Raw genomic sequence first — 23,908 nt, forward strand, 5'->3', positions numbered from 1 at the left:
CTTTAATACCTAGTTTCGTGCGGTACCATACGATAATACACTAAAAGCTCGAAGCTTGCAAGCTTTATTTATCATATTCTACTCGTAATAGTGTGAGTCCATGACTCGGTGCTAGATTTCTCTCCCCTTCTTCCAGGCAAAGCTTGGCTTCAATGGCTTCGAGTGAGAGTTTTCCCTTAGAAAAGAGTAAGAGATCTCCTACGATGAGTCGAATCATGTGATAGAGGAAGCCGTCTCCTGTAAATTCAAGGGATAGAAGGCTTCCCTGCTCTTCAATGGAGATCTTTTGAATCGTTCGAACGGTACTCTTTTTTGATCGCTTATTATCGGTATAACTTAAAAAGTCGTGTGTTCCTAAAAAGAGACTCGACGCTTTTTTAAGCTTGCTCACGTCGATGGTTTCTTCATCGTGGAGCGTAAAACGTCTTGTAAGAGGGTTTTCTGGCCCTCTTTCGATGAGGTAGCGATACGTTTTACTCTTTACATGAAAGCGTGCATGGAAGCGCTCATCGACTTCTTCTATCTGTTGGATACGAATGTCTTCTGGTAGGTATTCATTTAAAAGCGAGAAAAGATTCTCAGGAACTCTTCGTTTCGTCTTTACGTTTACTACCTGCATTAAGGCATGTACGCCAGCATCCGTTCTACCAGAACCTACGACCTCGACCTCTTCCTCAAAGATTCTTGAGAGGACATTTTCAAGCTTCGCTTGGATCGTATTTTGCGTATTTCCTTGCCGCTGAAAGCCACTATAGCGCGTTCCCTCGTAGCTAAGGGTGATCTTAAGGTTCGTCATGAGCAAAAGCCTTTAAACGCTCCCCATCGAGTCTGTGGATGATCCACTCATCGTGAGCGACGGCTCCTAGGTTTTTATAGAGCTCTAAGGATGGCTTATTCCAGTTGAGGCAGACCCACTCAAAGCGGCCCAAGCCTTTTTCTACAGCGAGCTTAGCGAGGTACTTTAAGACGCTTGTGCCATAGCCCTTTCCTCGATATTCGGGATCGATGTAGAGATCCTCGAGGTAAAGGCCCGCTCTTCCTTCAAAGGTACTGAAGTTATTAAAGTAAAGTGCAAAGCCAACGGCTTTTCCATCGACTTCTGGAAAGAGGACGGTTGCCTTTTTCTCGTCGAAAATCCACTTTTCTAAGAGTTCTACCGTTGCGACGACGTCTTTATCCATCTTTTCGTAGTGCGCAAGGCCTTTTATAAATTGAAGAATGAGAGCAGTGTCCTCTCTTTTTGCTTCTCGAATGGAAAACATAAAAACTCCTTAATGCATAGCGAAGTAGCCAAAGACTTCAGAATAGTCGACAGGAACTTGAAGGAATTCTTCAATGCCTTCATAGCGCTTACTGACGGTTACGGAGTGTACTTCTTCACCTTCTTTACGGGCTTTTTCAATGCGGTAGTTGATGTAATCGGCTAGAACCTCAGTGCGACTTAAATCGAACATACTTAAGCCCTCTCGTTTTCTTGAGATTTCTAAGATTCCGAGTTCCGAAAGGCTTACGATGCGGTTTCTTCTATCTGCCTTTAAGGGCTCTAGAACTTCTTTAGGAATGTCACTACCGATGAGGTCTACTAAGACGATACCACCGACATTCATCACGACGAGCATTTTTTTTACAAATTCCAAGGCGATGAGGTTGGCTTCGTTGTGATCCCCTTCAAAGGAAGAACTGTTGACGTCTAGGACGAGTCCTACGCGCGTTTCATCGATGTCGATTCGAACGTCGTCGTAGATGACAAAGGGCTGCCTGAAGCGAACAATTTCTTCTTCAAATTCCATGATGCTCGCGTCGTCCCAAGAAGGGTCGTTTTGCCTTGGTTCATAGAGAAGCTTTGCTTTTCGATCAAATTTTTCGATGCGCTCCATCTCTTCGTAGATCTTCGATAATTCTTCGATCTCGCGTTCGACTTCAAAGAAGCTCACTTGATCGCACTCAGAACGGAAAAAGACGTGTTCGTATCCTTGCTTCAAAAGATGCTTTCTCGTCTCTTCACTTAAGGATTCGCTCGCACCCGTCGGTTGAAAGGGTCTGTAGATGACGTACTTACCTACAAGTCCGATGCGTCTTGAAAGAAGTGGCTGCTTTCCTGACTGCACCTTTCGCACTTCAAAGAGATAATGGGAGCCGATTTGGAGCTTCTCGTCCGACTGATAGAGGCCATTTCGACCAATGGAAAGTTCAACAAAATAGCCCTTCATGGCTGAATGGTAGGCCTCAACTCTTCCGAGAAAGACCATTCCTACTTCGACTCCACCTTTTCGGAAGTAGCTCGCTTTTATGAGTTCCCCGTCATCAAAGGTGAGGTGGCGATGAATCGATGGCGTCTGATAATTTATCGTTTCCATAGGGAGACTCCTTCCTCATCGAGGAGGTCAAATTGGACAACATCGTAGGATGCTTGAACACTCATGTCATCCGAAATGGCTCGAAGGAAATCGATGGCTTTTAAGTTTCTTTCTTGACCGGCATAGAAGGTACAGACATAGCAGTCGGAACGTCTCTCAGAAGAAACAATGAGTTCCTTCGCATCGACCGTTTTCTGTCCTCTTTTCGTCTTCTTTAAATAGGGCAGCTCTTCTTTTTTTAGTGCCTCTTCGATTCGATCTAAGTCTCCAAAGAAGTAGTAGGATGCCATGCAAACTTTATTCATAAGCGGTCCATCTTCTGTGATCTTCACTTCATCGATCGAAAAGCCTTCCGGAACACAGTGTAGTTCTAAAAACTTCGACGGGGCCACATCGAGACACTCGACATCGACAATTCCCATCGTCGACTGAATCCCTACAGGAAGTGGCAGGGCAAAGGAGAGGTCGACTCTCGGATTAAAGCCTTCTGTATAGCGAAGAGGAATTTGATTCCTTCGAAATAATTGCTCTAGCATGTTGATGAGCTCGAGGTGAGAAAGAAACTGCATGCGTCCACATTTACTATAGCGTATTCTTAGCTTCAAAGCAGATTCCTCCAAACTTCGGCTGATTCACACCACAGCCATTACAATGCTCACGACAATCACCTGTTGTCTCGTGGCGGAGTGCCTTTTCGTACTCCTTTTTAAGATAATCTTTCGTAACACCTACATCGAGAATATCCCAAGGTAAAAACTCATCGAGTTCGCGCTCTTTTAAGCACATCTCGAGTGTCATTCCACATTCATCGAGCGCTTCCATCCAACGCTCATAGCTGAAGTGCTCATTCCAGCCTTCAAGATACGCTCCCTTTTTAAAGACGCTCTCGATGATGTCAGCTGTCTTTCTCGAACCGCGAGCGAGGATGCCTTCGATATTGGTCGTATGAATGTCGTGATAGAGATAACGGAGATCCTTTCCACGAAGGTGCTTTTTTAAGTACTCTTGACGAATGGAGAGCACCTCTTCCGTCTCCTGCTTCACCCACTGGAAGGGCGTAAAGGGCTTGGGAACGAGACTTGATGTACTGACGGTGATCGTAAGTGGTAACGTATGACCGTCTTCGTAGTAAAGGGTGCGTAAATCTTTCGCGATTTTTTCAATGCCTTGAACGTCTTCAAAGCCTTCTGTGGGAAGGCCTAGAATGAAGTATAGCTTCACCTTTTGCCAACCGAGATCAAAGACTCTTCTTAATGTTGAAGTGATGAGTTCATCGGTGACGTTTTTATTGATCGTATCGCGAAGTCTTTGCGTTCCCGCTTCGGGTGCAAAGGTCAAAGAACTCTTACGAACCTTGGCAACCTTTTCAAGGACTCTTAGACTAAAGGAGTCGAGTCTCAAAGAAGGTAGTGAGATATTCACTTCATCGCCGTGATACTCTGCTGCGAGCTCATCGACGAGCGTTTCAATTTCCGAATAGTCGAGTGTCGAAAGGCTTGAGAGGGAAAACTCTCGGTAACCACCACTTCGCATGATGGACGAGATCGATTCCTTAATCTCCTCTTTCGAACGCTCTCTTACGGGCCGATAGATCATGCCTGCTTGACAGAATCGACAGCCTTTCGTGCAGCCCCTAAAGATCTCCATGACACCACGATTATGAACGATGTCCATATAGGGAACGATGAGTTTCTCTGGATAAAAGGAGCCTTTAAGGTCCTTTAAAAAGGCCTTTTGAATGGGAAGTGGTGCTCCGTTTTTAGACACATAACCGATGAGTCTCTCCCCATCCATTTTTTCTTCGTAAAACTTCGGAACGTAGACACCTCTTAGCTTCGATGCACGCTCTAGAAATTCGTCTTTACTCTTTGACTCTTTATAGAGCTTAATAAGATCTAAGGTCAGTTCCTCTCCTTCACCGATGACAAAGAGGTCGAAGAAGCGGTACATCGGTTCAGGGTTTGAGGTATTCGGCCCTCCTGCAATGATTAAGGGATCGTCTTCAGAACGATCAGCTGAACGGATCGGGATCCCTGCGAGCTCGAGCATCCAAAGAACCGTGGTATAACTCATTTCATACTGTAGGGTAAAACCGATGATGTCGAATTCCTTTAAAGGCGTATGCGTCTCAAGGCTCACATAATCAGTCTTTTTTTCTTCAATAAAGCGTGCCATGTCGGTCTGCGGTGCAAAGACGCGCTCGCAGTAGACCGATGGGTCACTATTTAATAACTGATAGAGAATGTGCATCCCGAGGTGGCTCATGCCCACTTCATAGAGGTCAGGAAAAGCGAAGAGAAAATGGACGTCGTAATCTTCTTTGACGACGGAATGAATCTCTCCTCCCATGTAGCGACTCGGTTTTTCTACTTGTTTTAAAATTTGATCATACATCGCTACCTCCAATGTAATCTAAGAAGTCATCGGTATGGACCATATCACTCGAAAGATAGATGCGTTCACCCGATTCCATGCGGATTTCTACCATGCTCTTTTTTCTAAGGCCAACGGATATTGCAGATTGAACTTGACTGTAAGTGAAGTATTTTTCTCGAAAGAAGAGACTTCGGTAATAAAAGCCCTTTGAATCGTAGCGAATGCGAAAGCGAATCGATTCTAAGCTCGAATAAAGGAGCATCACCTGAATGACATTTAATAAGACAAAGACAATCATCTGAACAGTCGTTTGAAAGCCACGCTCATAATAAGCCAAAATGACAAAAGGCATGACGATCGTAAATGCCCAAACGAGCAGTCGTTTCACGCCTTGATGAGTGATGGTGTCTTTGGGAACGCGTTCCTTTAAGAAACGGCTCGCATAAAAAAGAAAGGCCATAGAGAAGGCCAATAATAGGATGGGAAGTAGTATTTCCATAATTCCTCCGCGCTCATTATATCATTTTTTAAAGCATTCCGTGAGCTCGAAATGACCAGCTTTGGCTTTTGGCAATGATCACGTGATCGATGAGGGCGATCCCTAGTAATTCCCCTGCTTCCTTGAGTCTCTTCGTGATGAGAATATCCTCTTCAGAAGGCGTCGCATCGCCAGAAGGGTGGTTGTGACAAACGAGTATCGAACACGCACCATTACGGATGGCCGATTGAAAGACTTCTCTAGGGTGTACGAGAGAGCTATTTAACGTGCCTTCCGAAATAATCTCTTGAAAGACGACGTCATTTTTCGTGTTGAGCTGAAGGACGACAAAGACTTCTCGCGTTTTGCTCACGAGCTTTCCCTTTAAGAGCTCATAGACACAGTCGGGATTATCGATGTGCACCCTTTTATCAGAAACACTTGCAATGCTTCTTCTTGAAAGCTCAAAGGCACATTGAATGGCACTGGCTTTTGAAAGGCCGATGCCTTTGATGGCTTGAAGCTCTACGAGGCTCTTTTGAGAGAGCGCTTCAAAGCCTCCTGATTCAAAGAGTAGCCTCGTCGCCTGCTGTACGACGTTTTCTTCTTTGCTTCCCGTTCGAAGTAAAACGGCGATGAGCTCGGCGTTCGACAAGGAACTCACGCCAAAGTGACTCAGCTTTTCACGTGGTCTTTCAAGTGGTAATAAATCCTTTAACATAACTCCTCCTACACTGAGTATAGAAGGAGAAGAGAAAAAGGGAACTTCTTCCCTCTTTCTTTTCAACTAGGAACTATTTCATGAGTCTATGGAGATCTTTTTCTAAAGGAATTCCCTTGTAGCGGTCAACGAGTTCTCGATTCCAGTCGATGAGCTTCTTCACCGCTTGCATGCTGTAACTTGCAGCATCAAAGAGTGACTTTTCTTCTAGGAGCGAACCGAGTAAGAAGGAACTGAAGACATCTCCTGTTCCAGGAAAGCTCACTGGAATCTCTTCGTAAGGAATGAGTGCTTTCTGTGTTCCATCGTCGGTTGCAACGATGGTCTTTCCTTCACAGAGGACACTCGTAATGACGATGCGCTTAGCCCCAAGTTCACGGAGTCCATTTAAAATCGAATAGACATCGTCTGTACGGAGTGACTCTTTTTCAAGGCACTTTGAAGTTAAAAATTTGGCTTCTGTGATGTTAGGAACGACGACATCACTTAAGGAAACCATCTGCCTCATGCGCTCAATCGCTTCATCGGTCACACCGTGATAGAGAACGCCATTATCCCCCATGATCGGATCTAGCATCACAAAGGGCTTTTCTTTTCTCGTCTTAATGTAATTTGTGATGATATCGACTTGCTTGTCGTTTACGAGAAAACCGACTGTAAGGGCATCAAATTGAAAGCCTAGTTGATCCCAGACTTGAAGCGACTTTTTCATGTATTCGGTCGTATCTAAAATCTCAAAGAGACCGTAGTCTAGCGTATTACTTACGAGTGCACTCGGTAGTGTCGAAAGGTCGTAGCCATAGTGACTTAAAATCGGAATCATGGCATTGAGCGCTACTTTTCCATAGCCTGGTAAGTCGTTAAAGAGTAGAATTTTTTTCATGTGTTACCTCTTCCAAGAGTCGAAAGATCTTTTCTGATGGAAAACCGATGACGTTGTCGATGGGACCCTTGACCTCGGTGACAAAATCACGAGCTTCTTCCTGAATGGCATAAGCTCCAGCTTTATCGAGGACGGCTGCCGTGTGAACGTAGCGGTCGATCTCTTCATCCGAGATCTCTCGAAAAGTCACGAGCGTTCTTTCAAAGTCGACTCTTGCCCGTTTCGAAGCGCTATCGATCAGTGCGATCCCACTTAAGACCTCATGGGTCTTCCCGGATAGCTTTTTAATGATATGAAAAGCGTCTTCTAGATCTTTCGGTTTTCCGATGATTTCATCTAGGTAGACAACCGTATCGACTCCTAGCACGACGCCTTCTTCGTGTCTCTTTGAAACAGATCTTGCCTTTTCAAACGCCACAGACATGACTTCAATGGGACCATTTCCCTTGATGTCGATCTTTTCATCGATATCTGAAGGATCGATCACAAGATCCTTTACGATCGGTTGTAGATATGCGATTCTTCTTGGCGATTTGCTCGCTAAAATGAGCTTCATCGTTCCTCCCTCATGTTTTTTCGTAGTTCTCCGATCAAGTAAAAAGATCCAAAGACGAGAACGATTCCCTTTGCTTCCTTCTTTGCTTCCTCTAAGGCTTTTTGTGGATCCTTTATGGCTACGGCTTCTACCCCTTCTTCTTTAAAAAGTGAAGCGAGTTCTTGTGCAGCATGGACTTTTTCGTGATAGGGTTCCGTCGTAAAGACCTTTTTAAAAAGTGGTGCTACTTCTTTCATTAAACTTGAAGCGTCCTTATCGTAGAGACTTCCAAAGACCCCGATCACTTCCATCCCTTGAAAGGTTTCAAGGAGTGTCTTTGCACCGTGGACATTGTGGGTGCCATCTAGAATGACCATAGGGTTCGTCTGAATGATCTCTAGGCGACCTGGCCACAAGGAGTTCTTTAGGCCTTCTTTGATCGCCGATCTTTTGATACCGAGTGTTTCAGCGCTCGTGATCGCAACTTCAGCGTTTTGAACTTGATAGTGACCGAGCTGTTGTAAATGATACGTTTCACCCTTTCGTTCAAAGGAACTACCTTTAAGAGAAGAAGAAACGTTGGTCGCACACTCTTCTACTTCGATGAACAAGGCTTCTGTGTGCTTTGCATGCTCTTTAAGCACATCGATAACAGAAGGATCCTGTGGGGCTACAATACAAGGAATTCCCTTTTTCATAATCCCCGCCTTTTCACTCGCGATTTCAGGAAGCGTATTTCCTAAAAAGGCCATGTGGTCAAAGCCTATGGGCGTGATGATCGTCTGAATCACGTTTTGAACGCTATTGGTGGCATCGAGTCTTCCGCCCATTCCGACTTCAAGGACTGCGATATCTACCTTTTCTTTTCTAAAGTAGGCGAAGGCCATGGCGAGAAGGAGTTCAAAGGGAGCGCTTCTTTTCGCTACTTCCGACTGAGTGAGTACCTCCTCGAGTGCTCCAGAAAAATCCTCATCACTTATGAGTTCACTTCCTATTCGAATGCGCTCATTGTAGCGTTCAAGGTGTGGTGATGAGAAAAAACCAACGCGCAAGCCCTCGGCCGTAAGGATATCTTTTAAGAAGTTTGCAACACTTCCCTTTCCATTTGTTCCAGCAATCTGTACGGACGGAAACGAGTGGTCTGGCCTCTTGAGATCTTCTAGTATCTCTGATATATTTTGAAGCCCTCGTTTTCTTCCTTTCACCCTCGCTTCTTCTAGAAACTGGAGTGATTCTTCATAGGTCATTGAAGCCTACTTAAAAGCTCATCGAGCTTCTTTTGAGTCTCCTCAAGGAGTGCGCGGTTCGATTCGAGTTTCTTTTCTTCATTCTCGATGAGTTCCTTCGGAGCTTTCGCAACGAATCCTTGGTTCGAAAGCTTTCCTTCCGAACGCTTCACTTCTCCCTTTAGTTTTTCAAGTTCCTTCTTTAGACGCTCTGCTTCCTTCTCGTAGTCGATGAGGTCATCGAGTGCGAGAACGAGTTCGATACCGTCTAAGAGAATGGAAGAACTGTTCTTAATCTCACCCTCTTCGTAGACCATCTCACTGACGCTTGCGAGTGCTTTAAAGGCATCGCTCTCTCGTAAGAAGAGATCGGTTAATTCCTTTTCTCCTCTTACAAAGACTCTTCCTTTCTTCGAAGGAATAATATTCATTTCGGCACGAATATTTCTAATACGACGGATGGCTTCCATGATGAGTTCCATCTTATCGACATCGGTCGTATCGACACTTCTCGTCTTCGGCCAGCTACTTACGATGAGGTCTGTCTTTCTCTCAGGTAGGTGCTGATAGATCTCCTCCGTGATAAAAGGCATGAAGGGGTGAATGAGTTTTAAGATGTCTTCAAGTACGACGAGAAGAACAGACACAGCTTGTTCTTTTTTCTCTTCATCTTCACTGTAGAGTCTCTTCTTTGTAAGCTCAATGTACCAGTCGCAGTACGTTCTCCAAGCGAAGTCGACACTTCGTTCAGAAGCAAGACCTAGTTCAAAGCGCTCTAAGTATCCTGTGATGTCTTCGATCGCTTTATTGAGTTCCGTTAGAATCCAGCGGTCGGAAAGCTCGAGCTTTTCTGGAAGCGTGTACTCCTTATCCTTGGCATTCATGAGTACAAAGCGAGCCGCATTCCAAAGTTTATTCGCGAAGTTTCTCGCTGTCTCTACGCGTTCCATCATAAAGCGCGTATCGTTACCGACACCCGTTCCACTTACGAGCATGAAGCGAAGTGCATCGGCACCAAATTCATCGATGACAAGTAACGGATCGGTTCCGTTATTTAAGCTCTTTGAAACCTTTCTTCCTTGAGCATCGCGGACAATGCCGTTAATGACTGTATGAGAGAAAGGTGCTTTTCCCATGAACTTTAGGCCACTATGCATCATGCGAACAACCCAAGCTGGAATGATGTCGTAGCCCGTGACAAGCGTATTGGTCGGATAGAAGTATTCGAGCTCTTTCGTTTTTTCAGGCCATCCGAGTGTACTAAAAGGCCAAAGAGCCGATGAGAACCAGGTGTCTAGGACGTCTGGATCCTGGAAGACCTTTTGAGAGCCGCACTTCGGACAAGTTTTGACTTCTTCTCTAGAAACGGTGATCTCTCCGCAGTCTGGGCAGTGATAAGCAGGAATTCTATGTCCCCACCAGAGTTGTCTCGAGATGTTCCAGTCGCGAATGCCTTCTAACCAGTGATAGTAGATCTTTTCAAAGCGCTTTGGAACGAACTCCATCTCGCCTTTTTCTACCGATTCGATAGCACTTTGAGCGAGCTCTTTCATGCGAACAAACCACTGATCGCTGATCATGGGCTCTACGATCTTATGGCAGCGGTAGCAATGACCGACAGCGTGCGTATGCTCTTTGATGTGATCGAGTGCACCAGATTCTTTTAAGTCACTTACGATTTTCTTTCTCGCTTCGAAACGATCGAGTCCCTCATAGACTCCACCGTTTTCATTGATGTGTCCATCATTCGTAAAGATGTTTATCGCATCTAAATGATGACGAACGCCGATCTCATAGTCGTTCGGGTCGTGTGCAGGCGTTACTTTAAGTGCACCTGTTCCAAGTTCACGGTCGACATAGTCGTCAAAGACGATTGGAATCCTTCTTCCTACGAGCGGAAGAATCGCAAATTTTCCCTTTAAGTGGCTGTAACGCTCATCTTCAGGGTGAACCGCAATCGCCGTATCACCGAGCATCGTTTCAGGACGAGTCGTTGCGATTAAGACTCTTTCGTCACTTCCTTCGATCGGATAGTAGACGTAGTAGAATGCACCCTCGACATCCTCATGATCAATTTCCGAGTCACTGAGACCCGTTCCACAAGAAGGACACCAGTTGATGAGGCGATTTCCCCTATAGATGATTCCTTCTTCATAGAGTCGAACGAAGACTTCTGTTACGGCATGACTCAAACCATCGTCCATCGTAAAGCGTAGACGATCCCAGTCGCAGCTATCACCGAGCTTTTTCATCTGCTCGATGATGGCTCCGCCGTACTCTTCCTTCCAGGCCCAAGCACGCTCTAAGAACTCTTCTCTCGTGAGGTCCGCCTTGGTTTTTCCCTCTTCCTTTCGAATCTTCTCTAAAATCTTCACTTCCGTTGCAATGGATGCGTGGTCTGTTCCAGGAAGCCAAAGCGTCTCAAAACCTTGCATGCGTTTATAGCGGATTAAAATATCCTGCATGGTGTGGTTTAGTGCATGACCTTCATGGAGCTTTCCTGTGATATTTGGCGGCGGAAGTACAATGCAGTAAGGTGTCTTATCTGGATTCACTTCGGCATGAAAGCTCTTGTGATCGAGCCACATGTTGTAAATTCTTTCTTCAAACTGTTTGGGATCATACGTCTTTTCTAACTCTTGCATGGCTTCTCCTTTACAAATAAAAAAGCTAGACGTCAAGGGACGTCTAGCCGTGGTACCACCCTAATTACTTCTTTAGAGGCTCTAACGGGCCTACCCGATCATTCTTCCGAAGCGACCTTCCTAGATTCTAGTCGAGCATTTTCACCAACCACGCCCTCTCTTAAGACATCAAATCCGTACTCCTCTTCGATCATCAAATACACCACCATTTTACCACGTAGACATGCTCTGTCAATGGACAAGCTTTGCTAAGATTTAGTAAAAATGCCGAAAAATAGCGTTTTTTCCTTTCCTTGTTAAATAATTCATGATACATTAATACTGTACACAACTTATTAGGAGGATTTTTATGCCAGTTAATCTCAAAGGTCGTCACTTCTTAACACTTAAGGACTTCACACCAGATGAAATCCGCTACCTTTTAAACCTTTCAGCTGAACTTAAGACAAAGAAGCGCGTTGGTATCAAAGGTGATCTCTTAGCAGGTAAGAACATCGTTCTCTTATTTGAAAAGAGCTCAACACGTACACGTTGTGCTTTCGAAGTAGCTGCAATGGATGAAGGCGCTGGAGTTACTTTCTTAGGAAGTGCTGACTCTCAAATGGGTAAAAAAGAGTCCATGGAAGATACAGCAAAAGTTCTTGGTCGTTTCTACGACGGTATCGAATTCCGTGGTTTCAAACAAGAAACTGTTGACATTCTAGCTGCTCATGCAGGAGTTCCAGTATGGAATGGTCTTACAGACACTTACCACCCAACACAAATTTTAGCTGACTTGCTCACAATCAAAGAGCACGTTGCAAAACCATTAAACCAAGTTCGTTTCGTATACGTTGGTGACGCTCGTAACAACATGGGTAACTCCCTCATGATCGGCTGCGCTAAGATGGGTATGGCTTTCGTAGGTCTTGCTCCAAAGGCACTCTGGCCAGATCAAAAGCTCGTAAAAGAGATGAAGGAAGTTGCTAAGGAAACAGGCGCAACTATCGAATTCTACGAAGATATGAAAAAAGCTGTTAAGGATGCTGACGTCATCTACACAGACGTTTGGGTTTCCATGGGTGAAGAAGATCAAATGGAAGAGCGTGTAAAACAACTTACACCTTACCGTGTAACAATGGACATGATCAAAGCTACAGGAAACGAAGATGTCATCTTCCTACACTGCCTACCTTCATTCCACGACCTCGAAACAACAAAGGTTGCTAAGGAAGCTAACGAGCGCGGTCTCGATATCAGAGAAGTTGAAGATGAAGTCTTCAGAAGCAAGCACTCAAAAGTATTTGACGAAGCAGAAAACCGCATGCACACCATTAAAGCAGTAATGGTTGCAACGATTGGAAGATAATATGAAACATGAACGCATTGTCGTTGCTCTAGGCGGAAACGCTCTAGGTAATAACGCAAAAGAGCAACGCGAACTCGTGAGAGAAACGGCTAAACCGATCGTTGATCTCATCAGTGAAGGCCACGAAGTTATCATTGCTCACGGAAACGGACCTCAAGTAGGTATGATCAATCTCGCCTTTGACAATCCTCAAATGGCTGAGATGCCTTTCCCAGAATGTGGTGCAATGAGCCAAGGTTATATCGGCTTCCACCTCCAAAACGCTATCCGTGAAGAGCTTAAAAATCGTTCGATCGATAAGCCCGTTTCTACGATCATCACACAAGTGATCGTCGACAAAAACGACCCTGCTTTCCAAAACCCAACGAAGCCAATCGGTTCCTTTATGACAAAGGAAGCTGCTGAAGCTCTCGCTAAGGAAAAAGGATTTACAGTAAAAGAAGATGCTGGCCGTGGTTACCGCCGCGTTGTCGCATCACCAAAGCCAGTCGATGTCGTTGAAAAAGAAACGGTTTCAGCTCTCTTAAAAGAAGGTCAAGTCGTTGTTACCGTCGGTGGCGGTGGAATTCCTGTCATTCAAGAAGGAAATCACCTCGAAGGCGTAGCAGCAGTTATCGATAAAGACTTCGCTAGTGAAAAGCTTGCAGAACTTGTCGATGCAGACTACTTGATCATCCTAACAGCTGTCGAAAAAGTTGCACTCAACTTCGGTAAGCCAGATGAAAAATGGCTCGACCAAGTCAGCGTTTCTGAAATCGAAGGCTACATCGCTGAAAACCACTTTGCTAAGGGTTCCATGCTTCCTAAAGTAGAAGCTTGTGTCCAATTTGCAAAGAGCAAACCTGGCAGAAAAGCCCTCATCACTTCGCTTGAAAAAGCTAAAGAAGGCATCGCAGGTCAAACGGGTACAACCATCAGCTTATAAGAACCGACTTAGTCGGTTCTTTTTTTAGAAAGGATGCTATGTTACCGAAGGGACTCTACGCGATCACAGGCGAAGAATACATGAACGGCCGTTCGACGTTAGAAGTCGTCGAAGAGCTTTTAAAAAGTGGCGTTCGAATCATTCAGTACAGAGAAAAAGAAAAGGATTACGAGACGAGAAAAGAAGAATGTAAAGAGCTCAATGCGTTGATCCATTCCTACGGCGGATACTTTATCGTAAACGACGACTTAGAGATCGCACTCGAAGTCGGAAGCGATGCAGTGCACCTCGGACAGACTGATACTGAACTCATAGAAGCGAAAAAGAGATCGAAAGGTACGATCGATATCGGAATTACTGCACACACCTTGGATGAAGCGAAAAAGGCTATAGAAGGCGGTGCAGACTACTTAGGTGTAGGCCCCGTATACCCTACCATGGTAAAACCCGACCTCGTTCAAGAGGATGGACTGGGCTTCTTAGAAGAAGTCATTCGTCTCGGATGTCCGGTCGTTGCAATCGGTGGAATTAACGCTGAAAACATCGATGCAGTCGTAGAAAAAAAACCACACGCGATCGCCATCATTCGTGCTCTTATAGGTGCCGAAGACCTTCGAGAGAGGTCAGAGCTTTTATTAAAAAAAGTGGAATCCCTTTAAAAGGATTCCACTATTTTTCATCGGTTGTAAATAAGTAAATGCCAAAGCCAAGAAGTGCAACGCTTAAGACGAGCGTCATGTCAAAGCCTAAGCTCCTTACGATTAAGTAGCAACCAAGGCCTGCGAAGATGAGACCCATGGTCTTTTTCGAGGATCTCCCAGGTTCTACGACCTCTTCTCCAACGATTTCATATTCGCTTCGGTCATCCGCTGCTGGCATGATCATATCTACGATAAAGTAGACGACGACAAAAAAGAAGGGGCGAATGACGAGTAGAATGGCATAAATAATTCTTAGAAGCGTAGGATCGATGTTATAGTGCGTTGCAAAACCACCGAGAACGCCACTGATCATCTTATCGTGCGATTTTTTTAAGGTCATAACTCGCCTACTTCTTAAGCGTCAGGATTTCGATGTCATAGCCATCGGGATCAGTAATAAAGTAGAGGTTTGGCTTTCCGCCCATGACGGAGTACATCTCGGTCACTTGATAGCCTTCACTCACGTGCTTCTTATGGCTTTGTTCGAGATCCTCGACGCCAAAAGCAATGTGCGAATAGCCATCGCCTAATTCATACGCTCCGTGACCTTCGTTATAGGTGAGTTCTAATTCAAACGTCTCTTCTTCGTCAGCTAAAAAGACGAGAGAAAAGCGCTCTTCTGGGTTATCTTTACGGCGTGTTACGTGCATACCTAACGCTTCTGTATAAAACTTTACGGAAGCATCAAGATCTTTTACGCGAATACAAGTGTGTAAGTATTTCATCTATTCTCCTAATTCTCTGTTAAAACCTTCTTTTCAAAAGCATCTCTAAGCTTTATAAAAAGAGGTGTATCGACCTTATAGGTCCATTCGTCAAAGCGCTTAATGGGAAGCATGTTGATGCTCGTTCCCGTTAAGAATGCGCCGTCCATCGTTTCTAATTCATCGGTAAAGACTTCTCTCTTTTCGACTTCAATCCCCTCTTCTTCACATGTCTCTAGAACCTTCATGCGAGTAACTCCTAAAAGCACCTCTTCATCGGGACAAGTGATGATCTTTCCATCTTTAACAAAGAACACGTTACTTCTTGAACCCTCTAAAACGCGTTCGTTATCGATATAGACGATCTCAAAGACGTTATGCGTTTGACGAAGGTCTTCGATCTCATCTTTTAACTCCTGATTCCAGGTCTTGATGTTAGGATTTTCTCGCTTGTAGTCGAAGATGATGATCTTCACGCCGCCTTTTCTCATCGTTTCCGTCGGATAGATGCCATCGACGGCCTTCATGGTGACGGTGCTGTCATCTTTCACGTCGATTCGAATGTTAAAGTTTGCTCTTTCGTCGGTTTTTGCAAGTTCTTTCACCTTCGCTTCGATGTCTTCGATCGAAACACCTTGAATGCCGTAAAATTCAAGGGAGCCTTGTAGGCGTTTTAAGTGTTCGGTTAAGAACACGGGACGTCTCTCTAGTATGCGTAACACTTCATAAACCGTTTTCATGTTTCCTCCTTCACAATAGAAACTTTGTTCGGTATACTTGAGCTATGAATAAGATCATTTTTCACGTCGATGTAAATAGCGCGTTCCTCTCTTGGGAGGCCGCTCATAGACTGTTTTTAGGTGACACCGTAGATCTACGGGAGATTCCAAGCGTCGTAGGTGGAGACCCTACGAGTAGGCGCGGTGTCGTTCTCGCTAAGAGCATCCCGGCAAAGGCCTTTGGTGTCGTCACAGGAGAGCCTCTACAGAGCGCTTTAAAGAAGTGTCCTGAACTCACCATCGTAAAAGCCCATTTCGACCTCTACGAGAGGGCTTCTAAGGCCTTACGAGACCTTTTAGGAACGTATTCCGATACGGTCGTTCCCTTTAGTATTGACGAATGCTTCTTAGATATGTCGCACGTTACAGATCCCATAGAAACAGCTTATGAACTAAAAGACGAGGTTTATAAGAAGCTCGGCTTTACTGTAAACGTTGGAATCGGAACGAATAAGCTACTCGCTAAAATCAGTTCGGACTTTAAGAAGCCTAATCGTGTTCATACCCTTTTTCCTACGGAAATTGCATATAAATTATGGCCTCTACCCGTTAGAAATCTCTTCATGGTCGGAAAGAAAACGGAGGCACGCCTACATGAACTAGGAATCTTTACCGTTCGCGACCTCGCTCTCACTCCCCTGTCCGTTTTAGAGGCCCACTTTAAAAGCCAAGGGTTGATGCTTCATCACTTTTCTCATGGCATTCACACGCGAGATCTAGAAAACCAGAAGCGAGAAGAAAAGAGCATCGGAAACTCTACGACTCTCCCCTCCGACATCCGTGACTTAGAAGAAATTGAAAAGGTCCTTCTAAGACTTTCGGAACAAGTTTCAAGAAGGCTTCGAAGTGCAGAACTCATCACAGGCGTCGTAACCGTTCAGTATAAGGACACAAACTTTATCACGAGAAGTCACCAAAAGAAGCTCACAAGCCCCACCGATCATACGAATACGATCTATGAGACAGCAAAAGTGCTCTTTAAGAGCTTCTGGAAGAAAGAGCCCATAAGGCTCTTAGGGATTACTCTTTCGGACCTTACGAGTAATGACTACGTCGAAGTCGACCTCTTTCAAAATGAAACCTACGAAAAAAATCGTGCCATCGATCAGACCATCGACTCCCTAAGAGAGCGCTTTGGAAAAGATGTACTCATCCGAGCGTCTCTAAAAAAGGACTAGAGCGACCGCTTTAAAAACTTTCGTTCTTTGAGTGTCGTATAGACCGTTACAATAAATCCTGCCGTCACGCCATAATAGAGTGTCATCACTCGACTAAGAATCATTAAAATGAGCGCATGCTCCGCTCCGAAGTAGGTTCCATAGATCGCTAGAAATCCACTTTCAGCGACGCCAAAGGATCCTGGAATCGGCATGCTTTCAAAACCTAAAATACACGTTGCTTGAACGATTAGCGCAAAAAAGTAATTTGTCTTTACTCCCACTCCACGTAGTAAAAAGTAGAGCATGGAGTAGTTTACGAGTAACTGCATCATAATCGTTATAAAGATCGAAAGAATTTCTTTCGGTCTTTCTTTAAATAGTTTGGCACAGATCTTAAATTCTTCCGCTTGACCTTGAATGTGCTGCTGTAATTTCGGTCTCTTTTGTACAAACTTTCTGTTACTGATCCAGAGGATGATATTCGGTCCCATTTTTTCTGAAAAGGCTAGGAAAAAATATAAGACCGAAATGAACATCTGCCCTAAGAGTCCATACCATAGTACGAAAGCCATCGCACCGATGTTATGAATCCTAAAAAAGACACCAGAAAAAATGCTCACAAAGGCAAGCACGACCATGAACACATGATAGAGCATGTTGTAGAGCACATTCGATAGCGTACCGCTTCCTACTGGAACGCCATCCTTTGCCATAGCTGCAATACAAGCCGGTTGTCCGCCACTTCCACCGGGCGTAATACAACTTCCGTAGAAGTCGATGAGCGCATAGCGTACACCACTGAGCCAACTTACGTGGTAACCAAAGGTACGAAGGATCTTTTGGAAGTTTCGACCTTGAAACATAAAAAATCCGGCACTGCAGAGACTCGCTGGAACGAGCCAGATGGGATCAATATTTTTAACAGCCTTTTGGAAGGCTTCCCATTGATCACCCGATAAGACAAGCTTAAAGCTAATGTAAGCAAGTAGGATGAAAAGCAGTCCAAAGTAGACTTTTTTTCGACTATCTTTCATAGTTCCCCCAAAGTTCTTTTTCTCTACTCTAGCGTAAATTTCTTAAAAAAGTCTTTCGTTATTCTAAAATACTTCTTACAAAACTCGTGGCATCAAAGGGTGCGATATCGTCAATTTGCTCACCGAGCGTGATAAAAAGCACAGGAATGTCGAGCATTTCTTTGATGTTAAAGACAAAGCCACCCTTACTCGTGCCATCCATCTTGGTAAGGATGATTCCATCCATGTCGGCATACTCTTTAAAAAGTACCGCTTGGTTCACGGCATTTTGCCCCGTCGTAGAGTCTAAAACGAGAACCGTTCGAATCTCTTCTCTCGGATACTCTCTCGTAATGATCTTTACGATCTTTTTAAGCTCTTCCATGAGGTTTTTCTTATTATGGAGTCTTCCTGCACTGTCGCAGATGAGAACATCGGTCTTTTTCGCACGTGAAGATTGAATGGCATCGTAGATGACGCTCGCCGGGTCACTTCCTTCTTCGTGGCGCACAAGCTCCACTTCAGCACGGTCTGCCCACACTTGAACTTGATCGATGGCAGCAGCGCGGAACGTGTCAGCAGCAGCGATTACAACCTTCTTTCCATTCGTCTTAAGAAGCTTTGCAAGCTTACCGATAGATGTCGTTTTTCCTGCCCCGTTTACACCGATGACGAGGATGACCTTGGGAGGATTATCGAGATCGAACGCTTCCTCCGTTGGCGTATCGATGAGTTCAATTAAGATCTCTTCTAAAAGAGGTTTCACTTCTTCTGGTTTATCGGCTTTTCTTTCGTTGATGAGATCGCGAAGTTTTTCCATGATCTTCTCTGTCGTCTCAAAACCCACGTCACTTAAAATTAAGACTTCTTCGAGTTCTTCTAAAAAGTCCTCATTAATGTGATCGTAGTTACCAAAGAGCTTATCGAGACTACCTGCGATGGAGTCTCTTGTCTTCGTAAAATTTTCCTTAAAGCGGTCAATTAGATTCTTAAACATCTTTCACTCCTATTGTAATTTAAGCGAATTCAGACAGCTAATACCTTTTTCCTCCATCGAAACGCCGTAGAGGGCTTGAGCAAATTCCATCGTTCCCTTACGGTGTGTAATGAGAATGAACTGGCTCTCTTTAGAGAAGGTCTCCATGAAGCGTCCGAAGCGTAGTATATTTACGTCATCGAGTGCCGCTTCAATCTCGTCAAGCACATAGAAAGGAGCTGGCTTCGTCTTTAGAACGCTAAAGAGAAGAGCGATCGCCGTCAAGCTCTTTTCTCCACCACTCAAGAGATTCATGTGTTGAAGTTTTTTTCCAGGCGGTTCGGCGAGGATTACAATGTCACTTTCTAAGAGATTTTCTTCATCCTCAAGGTATATGTCACCTGATCCTCCCTGAAAGAGCTCTTCAAAGATCTCTTTGTAATTCGCACGAATCTCATCAAAGGTCGCCTTGAAGTCCTCTTTCATTCGTTTTTCTAAACTGCGGATCGTATCTTCAATATCCCTTCTTCCAGCCTTTAAATCATCCGTTTGCTTTTGTAAGAACGTATGACGCTCCGAAAGTTCTTTAAATTCCTCAGGAGCCCCAAGATTTACGGGTTCTAAGGCAATCATTTCATTTCTCAAGTTCTTAAGCATCGAGCGACTGCCTTCGACCGTTTTTCCCTTGATGAAATCACGCCCTTGAAGAATCGAAAATTCATACTTATTCCATAGATCTTCACTGATCGTCTTCTGCTTTTCAGTAGCCTTTGATAGAAGCACTTCTTTTGCAATGAGTTCTTCTGTAAGCGACTGATCGATTTTTTCTTCAAAGAGCAATTCTTCGAGCTCTTTGAGTTCCTTCTTCTTTTCGACTAAGGATTCTTGAAGCTTACTCAAGACCTCGTCAAAGGAACGAATGGAGACGAGAAGTTTGGCATGATCTTCTCGAAGTTGATCCAGAGAACGGATCTCCTCTTCGATCTCGGCACGCTCCTTTTCAAGCTGAGCATTCGAAAGGTTCTCACTGGAGACGATCATGGAAATCTGTTCCACGTGTTTATCTAGTTGATCTTTCTTCTGTTTTAAAGCTTCCCCGAGACGAGCTTCCTTGAGCTTCTCATCTAAGAGCGCTTCTGGATCCTCCATGGGTTCCGTCACCTTGGGCTCTTCGAGCGTCTTTTTCTCTTCATAGAGAGACTCTTGGATGGCTTCTAGTTCCTCTTTCTTCTTCTTGAGATCAAAAAGAGCATTTTCCGCCATTTCCATCGTTTGATTCAACTGAGTGAACTGATAATCGAAGAGATTCTTTTCATTCTTAAGAGTTGTAAGCTTCTCTCGAAGTTCTTCGATGACGAGTGTTTTTTCATCGACTGTAGCTTTATGCATCTCAGAGGATTCAGTGAGCTCCTCGACCAAGTCGTTTAGTGCGATGTTTCGCTCTTCAAGTGCTTCAAATGCTTCATTTTTTTCACGAAGCTTTTGAATGATCTCGTCGAGCTTTGCTTTTCTCTCAAAAATTTCCTTGTACTTATGACTTCGTACAATTCTTCCACTCGGTTCTAGAACGATACCGTCTTTCGTGACGATGCGTTCTTCGACCTTAAGCGTTAGCGCTTCTTCTAAGCTTTCGGCATAGCGCACGTTAAAGAGGACACTCTTTAAAAGTTCTTGATTCTTAGGCGTTAAACGCTCTAATAGAGAATTCTCACACACGTCCCCTACAGGTTCTCCGTTACGTAGAACCGAAAGATCGTTCTCTTCTTTAAAGAGATCTTCTATCTTCGCACTCTTTTCGAGGACGATATCTTGAAGCATGGATCCTAGAATTGCAGAGAGAGACACTTGATACTCTTCTTCTCTTTCTAACAGGTCTATCATGCGGCCTTTAAACCAGCTTTTATCGAACTGCTTAGCATGGAGTTCATCGCGTTCAAAACGAGCCTGTAGACGTTCTTTCTCATCCTCTAAAGACTTCACTTCTAGCTTGTTCTTTTGCTTTTTAAGCTCGACATTCTGAAGCTCTGCTTTATAAGCTTCAATAGCCATGTGGTTCTTTTCGATCCATTCTTGATGATGTAAAAGACTCGTTTGAAGCTCGTCGAGATCGTCGATCTTCTCTTCAATTCGATCTTCAGTCGTTCGCTTTTCAATACGCTTATCTTTTAATTCATGGGAGAGAGCGTTGATGAATTTTTCTCGTTCTACCGCTTGCTCTTCAAGGACAATGAGGTGCGCTTGGTTTCTATCGATTTCACTTGTGAGTTCTTGCTTTCTCTTTTCATAGTTTGACTGAACGAGTGAAAAACGCTGGAGTTTTTCTTCCATCGCTTGAAGGTTTTCTTTTACGCTTCCGTATTCTTTATCGAGTTCAAGGATCGAAGTGCGAAGCGCTTCTTCCTCCATTTTTAAACTTGAGATGAGCTTTTCGTTCTCTTCTCGTTTGGCTTTTTCGTCAATTTCTCGCTTTTGAAACGATCGGATCTTTTCTTCACGGATGCGAAGTTTGATGTTCAAATCGTCTCGCTCTTCCGTCTTTAGTTGGATCGTTTCACGATGAGCCTCACGCTCTGACTCTAAAGAGAGAATTTCTTCATCGAGCTTATTCTTTGATTCAATACGCTTTTCTTTGATTTCAGTAGCCGTTTCTACTTTTCTTCTTAGAACATTTACATCGCTATCTAGTGTTGCTATTTCATCTTTATATCTATCGTAATCCTCGATGGCAAAGCGCAGATCTAGGAGCTTGTATTCTTCTCTCAGGGCCACATATTTTTCTGCGAGTCTCGCCTGTTCACTTAGAGGCTCCATTCGTTGGTCAATTTCCTGGAAGATGTCTTCTAAGCGTACGAGGTGATCGTTCACGCGAAGAAGGCGTCTTTCAGCCTCTGACTTTTGGGCGTGAATCAGACTGATACCGCTCGCTTCTTCGAAGATTTTTCTTCGGTCGTAGACGTTATCTTTTAGAATATTTTCGATGTCACCTTGGCTAATAAGTGAATAGCCGCTGACGCCGATACCGCTATCCATGATGAGTTCACGCACATCTTTTAAGCGGACAGCTTGGTTATTGATGTAATAACCGCTTTCACCGGAGCGCTCGATGACGCGACGAATGGAGAGCTCCTTTAAGCCGAGCTTCATTCCCTCCGCGTTATCAAAGATGAGAGAGACCTCAGCAAAGTTTAAAGGAGAGCGGTGTTCGGATCCGCTAAAGATGATCTCTTCCATGCGCTTTGCACGAAGAGCTTGGGGACGCTGCTCCCCTAGAACCCAGCGGATAGCATCGATGAGATTTGATTTTCCACAGCCATTTGGCCCGACGATGCACGTGACACCGGAAAGAAAGTCGATCTCGGTGCGATCGGCAAAGCTCTTAAAGCCTTTTAATTCAATGCGCTTTAGATTCATAATGTGTGTTTTTTCCCTTGGTATATGAAGCTATTTCGTTCTAATGAGGGGTCGACCTCAATGCGTACGGAACGAATGCCATAGCGTTCTTTAAAGTAGATTTCGTTTTGACGATGTTGACCGATGATGAGTGATACATCTTGCGGTGAACAGATGATATGTAAGATATTTCTGTTCTGATTTAAAACCGATTCGATGCGGTTTTGAAAGAGCTTGGAGTAGACGAGTTCTCGAAAGGCCGGATGGTTTGGGCCTGCGACGATGTTTTCTCCGAAGCGTGGATCGTTCGAATAGAGTCCCATCCTAATAATTGGTATCGATGCATTCATGAAGATACGAGCGACTCGTCCTGTGACCTCTACCATCTCGTCAAGTTCCCAGGGAATGTACTCTCCCCTCTTATAGAGTTCATAAAGAGGCGTATCTTTTAAGACGAGCGTCGGATAGATGCGGACAAATTGAGGAGACATGCTGACGATTTTTTCTGCCGTATAGACGGCGCGGTCATAGTTATCTTCAGGAAGACCGATCATCATCTGTAGCCCCACAGGAACGCCAAAGCGCTTGACTGCATTCACTCCCCGCATAATTTCAATGACTCCATGGCCTCTTCCACTCGCCTGTAATACTCTCGTATCGAAGCTTTGAATGCCTAGTTCTATCGCAGAAATGGGATAGCTTTTTAGTGGCGATAGGATGTCCGAATTCACAGCATCGGGACGCGTCGAAAAGCGAATGCCTTTAAGACCATAGCGGTCGACGTACTCTTTTGCGGTATTTAAGTACATTTCCTGCATTTCCCAGGGAATACACGTAAAAGATCCACCGAAGAAAGCGATCTCGACGTTTTCTCTATTTTTTAGTGTCTTAAGGTTTGTTTCTATCGTCTCTCGAACCTCAGCTTCTGTAGGAGCAGCCGACGTATTCGTGATCACATTTTGATTACAGTAAACGCAGCGATAGGGACACCCTAGATGCGGAATAAAAATGGGAATATTAGCGTGTCGCATGAATATCTAAATACCTCTCGGCCGCCTTTTGTTCCGCGAGACGCTTACTTGAGCCCTCGCCGGTTGCGACTTCCTTCCCTTCAACGATAAGTGCACAGAGAAAATTTGGTGCATGGTCTGGCCCTGTTCTTTCTAAAAGCGTGTATCCAAAGTTAAGAATGCCTTGGTGCTGAAGAAGTTCCTGAACGGTCGTCTTGGGATCCTTCTCCTCACTAAAGTGAAAACGCGTCATGAGTTCTTTTAGGATAAACGCTTTGGCTTTTTCGTATCCACCTTCTAGAAAAAGAGCTCCAATGTACGCTTCGACCACATCGGCTTCGATGTTTGCCGTGAGATGAATCCCATGACCGAGTTTTACCTTTTCACTAAAGCCCAAGGCGATCGAAACCTTCTGTAGAGATTCTTTACAGACGGCAGAGGCTCTTAGTCTCGTGAGTTCTCCTTCTTTATAACTTTCTCGAAAGAGCACTTCACTTACGACAAGATCGAGCACAGCATCTCCTAAAAATTCAAGCCTTTCATAGCTTTCTACGCCGTGCTCTTTGGCAAACGATTTATGTATAAATGCAGTACTAAAAGGATCCTTTGAAAGGCGATTTGCATCCATTGTGCTTTCCTCCATACGCTACCATTCTAACATAAGCGAGAAGTGGAAAAAAG

23 protein-coding genes are annotated in these 23,908 nt (G+C 44.5%); 4 read left to right on the plus strand and 19 right to left on the minus strand.

Annotated features, from left to right (window positions below):
• Nucleotides 1-64 precede the first annotated feature (64 nt).
• The 11 genes from truA to ACUB3H_RS01975 all read right to left on the minus strand — a co-directional run bounded on the left by truA (nucleotide 65) and on the right by ACUB3H_RS01975 (nucleotide 11,221).
• A complete protein-coding gene (gene truA / locus ACUB3H_RS01925) occupies nucleotides 65-796 on the minus strand; it encodes a tRNA pseudouridine(38-40) synthase TruA (RefSeq protein WP_459129839.1) in 732 nt (243 codons plus the stop codon).
• Entirely contained in the window at nucleotides 783-1,262 is a 480-nt protein-coding gene (locus ACUB3H_RS01930; RefSeq protein ID WP_459128964.1) for a GNAT family N-acetyltransferase, read from the minus strand. The genes truA and ACUB3H_RS01930 overlap by 14 nt, the downstream gene beginning before the upstream one ends.
• Before the next feature lie 9 nt (nucleotides 1,263-1,271).
• Nucleotides 1,272-2,357 carry a ribonuclease E/G gene (locus ACUB3H_RS01935; protein WP_459128965.1) on the minus strand — a complete coding sequence of 362 codons (1,086 nt, stop codon included), beginning with the start codon at nucleotides 2,355-2,357 and terminating at the stop codon, nucleotides 1,272-1,274.
• Nucleotides 2,345-2,962, minus strand: coding sequence for a TIGR03936 family radical SAM-associated protein (locus ACUB3H_RS01940; protein WP_459128966.1), 618 nt, complete (start codon nucleotides 2,960-2,962; stop codon nucleotides 2,345-2,347). The genes ACUB3H_RS01935 and ACUB3H_RS01940 overlap by 13 nt, the downstream gene beginning before the upstream one ends.
• Complete coding sequence (locus ACUB3H_RS01945) at nucleotides 2,940-4,751, minus strand: TIGR03960 family B12-binding radical SAM protein (protein WP_459128967.1); 1,812 nt, start codon at nucleotides 4,749-4,751, stop codon at nucleotides 2,940-2,942. Before ACUB3H_RS01945 ends, ACUB3H_RS01940 begins: the two co-directional genes overlap by 23 nt.
• Nucleotides 4,744-5,232 (minus strand): hypothetical protein, encoded by a 489-nt coding sequence (locus ACUB3H_RS01950; protein WP_459128968.1) that lies wholly within the window; start codon nucleotides 5,230-5,232, stop codon nucleotides 4,744-4,746. The genes ACUB3H_RS01945 and ACUB3H_RS01950 overlap by 8 nt, the downstream gene beginning before the upstream one ends.
• 28 nt (nucleotides 5,233-5,260) lie before the next feature.
• A complete protein-coding gene (gene radC, locus ACUB3H_RS01955; RefSeq protein WP_459128969.1) occupies nucleotides 5,261-5,932 on the minus strand; it encodes a RadC family protein in 672 nt (223 codons plus the stop codon).
• 73 nt (nucleotides 5,933-6,005) lie between these two features.
• Nucleotides 6,006-6,815: a PfkB family carbohydrate kinase gene (locus ACUB3H_RS01960; protein ID WP_459128970.1), complete on the minus strand. Its 810-nt coding sequence runs from the start codon at nucleotides 6,813-6,815 to the stop codon at nucleotides 6,006-6,008.
• Nucleotides 6,793-7,371, minus strand: a complete 579-nt coding sequence (locus ACUB3H_RS01965; protein WP_459128971.1) for a Maf family protein — start codon at nucleotides 7,369-7,371, stop codon at nucleotides 6,793-6,795. Before ACUB3H_RS01965 ends, ACUB3H_RS01960 begins: the two co-directional genes overlap by 23 nt.
• Nucleotides 7,368-8,597, minus strand: a complete 1,230-nt coding sequence (locus tag ACUB3H_RS01970; RefSeq protein WP_459128972.1) for a bifunctional folylpolyglutamate synthase/dihydrofolate synthase — start codon at nucleotides 8,595-8,597, stop codon at nucleotides 7,368-7,370. Before ACUB3H_RS01970 ends, ACUB3H_RS01965 begins: the two co-directional genes overlap by 4 nt.
• Nucleotides 8,594-11,221 (minus strand): valine--tRNA ligase, encoded by a 2,628-nt coding sequence (locus ACUB3H_RS01975; protein ID WP_459128973.1) that lies wholly within the window; start codon nucleotides 11,219-11,221, stop codon nucleotides 8,594-8,596. Before ACUB3H_RS01975 ends, ACUB3H_RS01970 begins: the two co-directional genes overlap by 4 nt.
• Before the next feature lie 349 nt (nucleotides 11,222-11,570).
• Between ACUB3H_RS01975 and argF the strand changes: the two genes are divergently transcribed.
• The 3 genes from argF to thiE are packed head-to-tail and all read left to right on the plus strand — an operon-like array spanning nucleotide 11,571 to nucleotide 14,153.
• Nucleotides 11,571-12,569, plus strand: coding sequence for an ornithine carbamoyltransferase (argF, locus tag ACUB3H_RS01980; protein WP_459128974.1), 999 nt, complete (start codon nucleotides 11,571-11,573; stop codon nucleotides 12,567-12,569).
• Between the two features lies 1 nt (nucleotide 12,570).
• On the plus strand, nucleotides 12,571-13,494 hold the full coding sequence (arcC, locus tag ACUB3H_RS01985) for a carbamate kinase (protein WP_459128975.1): 924 nt from the start codon (nucleotides 12,571-12,573) through the stop codon (nucleotides 13,492-13,494).
• A gap of 38 nt (nucleotides 13,495-13,532) precedes the next feature.
• Nucleotides 13,533-14,153: a thiamine phosphate synthase gene (thiE, locus tag ACUB3H_RS01990; protein WP_459128976.1), complete on the plus strand. Its 621-nt coding sequence runs from the start codon at nucleotides 13,533-13,535 to the stop codon at nucleotides 14,151-14,153.
• Between the two features lie 10 nt (nucleotides 14,154-14,163).
• Here thiE and ACUB3H_RS01995 read toward each other — a convergent pair whose 3' ends face one another.
• From ACUB3H_RS01995 to ACUB3H_RS02005, 3 genes are read right to left on the minus strand one after another with little or no spacing between them, the layout of a single operon-like run.
• Nucleotides 14,164-14,535, minus strand: coding sequence for a PspC domain-containing protein (locus ACUB3H_RS01995; protein WP_459128977.1), 372 nt, complete (start codon nucleotides 14,533-14,535; stop codon nucleotides 14,164-14,166).
• Nucleotides 14,536-14,542: 7 nt separating this feature from the next.
• Nucleotides 14,543-14,920 carry a lactoylglutathione lyase gene (gloA, locus tag ACUB3H_RS02000; protein ID WP_459128978.1) on the minus strand — a complete coding sequence of 126 codons (378 nt, stop codon included), beginning with the start codon at nucleotides 14,918-14,920 and terminating at the stop codon, nucleotides 14,543-14,545.
• A gap of 8 nt (nucleotides 14,921-14,928) precedes the next feature.
• The gene (locus ACUB3H_RS02005) at nucleotides 14,929-15,639 is read right to left on the minus strand and encodes an aminotransferase class IV (protein WP_459128979.1); all 711 of its coding nucleotides are present in this window, start codon (nucleotides 15,637-15,639) and stop codon (nucleotides 14,929-14,931) included.
• A gap of 44 nt (nucleotides 15,640-15,683) precedes the next feature.
• On the opposite strand from ACUB3H_RS02005, the gene ACUB3H_RS02010 reads away from it, so the two are divergent.
• Nucleotides 15,684-16,856, plus strand: coding sequence for a DNA polymerase Y family protein (locus tag ACUB3H_RS02010; protein ID WP_459128980.1), 1,173 nt, complete (start codon nucleotides 15,684-15,686; stop codon nucleotides 16,854-16,856).
• Here the strand turns inward: ACUB3H_RS02010 and ACUB3H_RS02015 are convergent.
• Genes ACUB3H_RS02015 through rnc form a run of 5 tightly spaced genes read right to left on the minus strand, consistent with a single transcriptional unit; the run spans nucleotide 16,853 to nucleotide 23,855 of the window.
• Nucleotides 16,853-17,872, minus strand: a complete 1,020-nt coding sequence (locus ACUB3H_RS02015) for a lysylphosphatidylglycerol synthase transmembrane domain-containing protein (protein ID WP_459128981.1) — start codon at nucleotides 17,870-17,872, stop codon at nucleotides 16,853-16,855. The two genes, ACUB3H_RS02010 and ACUB3H_RS02015, sit on opposite strands and share 4 nt — an antisense overlap.
• Before the next feature lie 58 nt (nucleotides 17,873-17,930).
• A complete protein-coding gene (ftsY, locus tag ACUB3H_RS02020) occupies nucleotides 17,931-18,848 on the minus strand; it encodes a signal recognition particle-docking protein FtsY (RefSeq protein WP_459128982.1) in 918 nt (305 codons plus the stop codon).
• Nucleotides 18,849-18,857: 9 nt separating this feature from the next.
• The gene (gene smc, locus ACUB3H_RS02025) at nucleotides 18,858-22,238 is read right to left on the minus strand and encodes a chromosome segregation protein SMC (protein WP_459128983.1); all 3,381 of its coding nucleotides are present in this window, start codon (nucleotides 22,236-22,238) and stop codon (nucleotides 18,858-18,860) included.
• Nucleotides 22,235-23,248, minus strand: a complete 1,014-nt coding sequence (locus tag ACUB3H_RS02030) for an elongator complex protein 3 (RefSeq protein ID WP_459128984.1) — start codon at nucleotides 23,246-23,248, stop codon at nucleotides 22,235-22,237. Before ACUB3H_RS02030 ends, smc begins: the two co-directional genes overlap by 4 nt.
• A complete protein-coding gene (rnc, locus tag ACUB3H_RS02035) occupies nucleotides 23,235-23,855 on the minus strand; it encodes a ribonuclease III (protein WP_459128985.1) in 621 nt (206 codons plus the stop codon). The genes ACUB3H_RS02030 and rnc overlap by 14 nt, the downstream gene beginning before the upstream one ends.
• Nucleotides 23,856-23,908 lie beyond the last annotated feature (53 nt).

Source organism: Guggenheimella bovis (assembly GCF_054492335.1).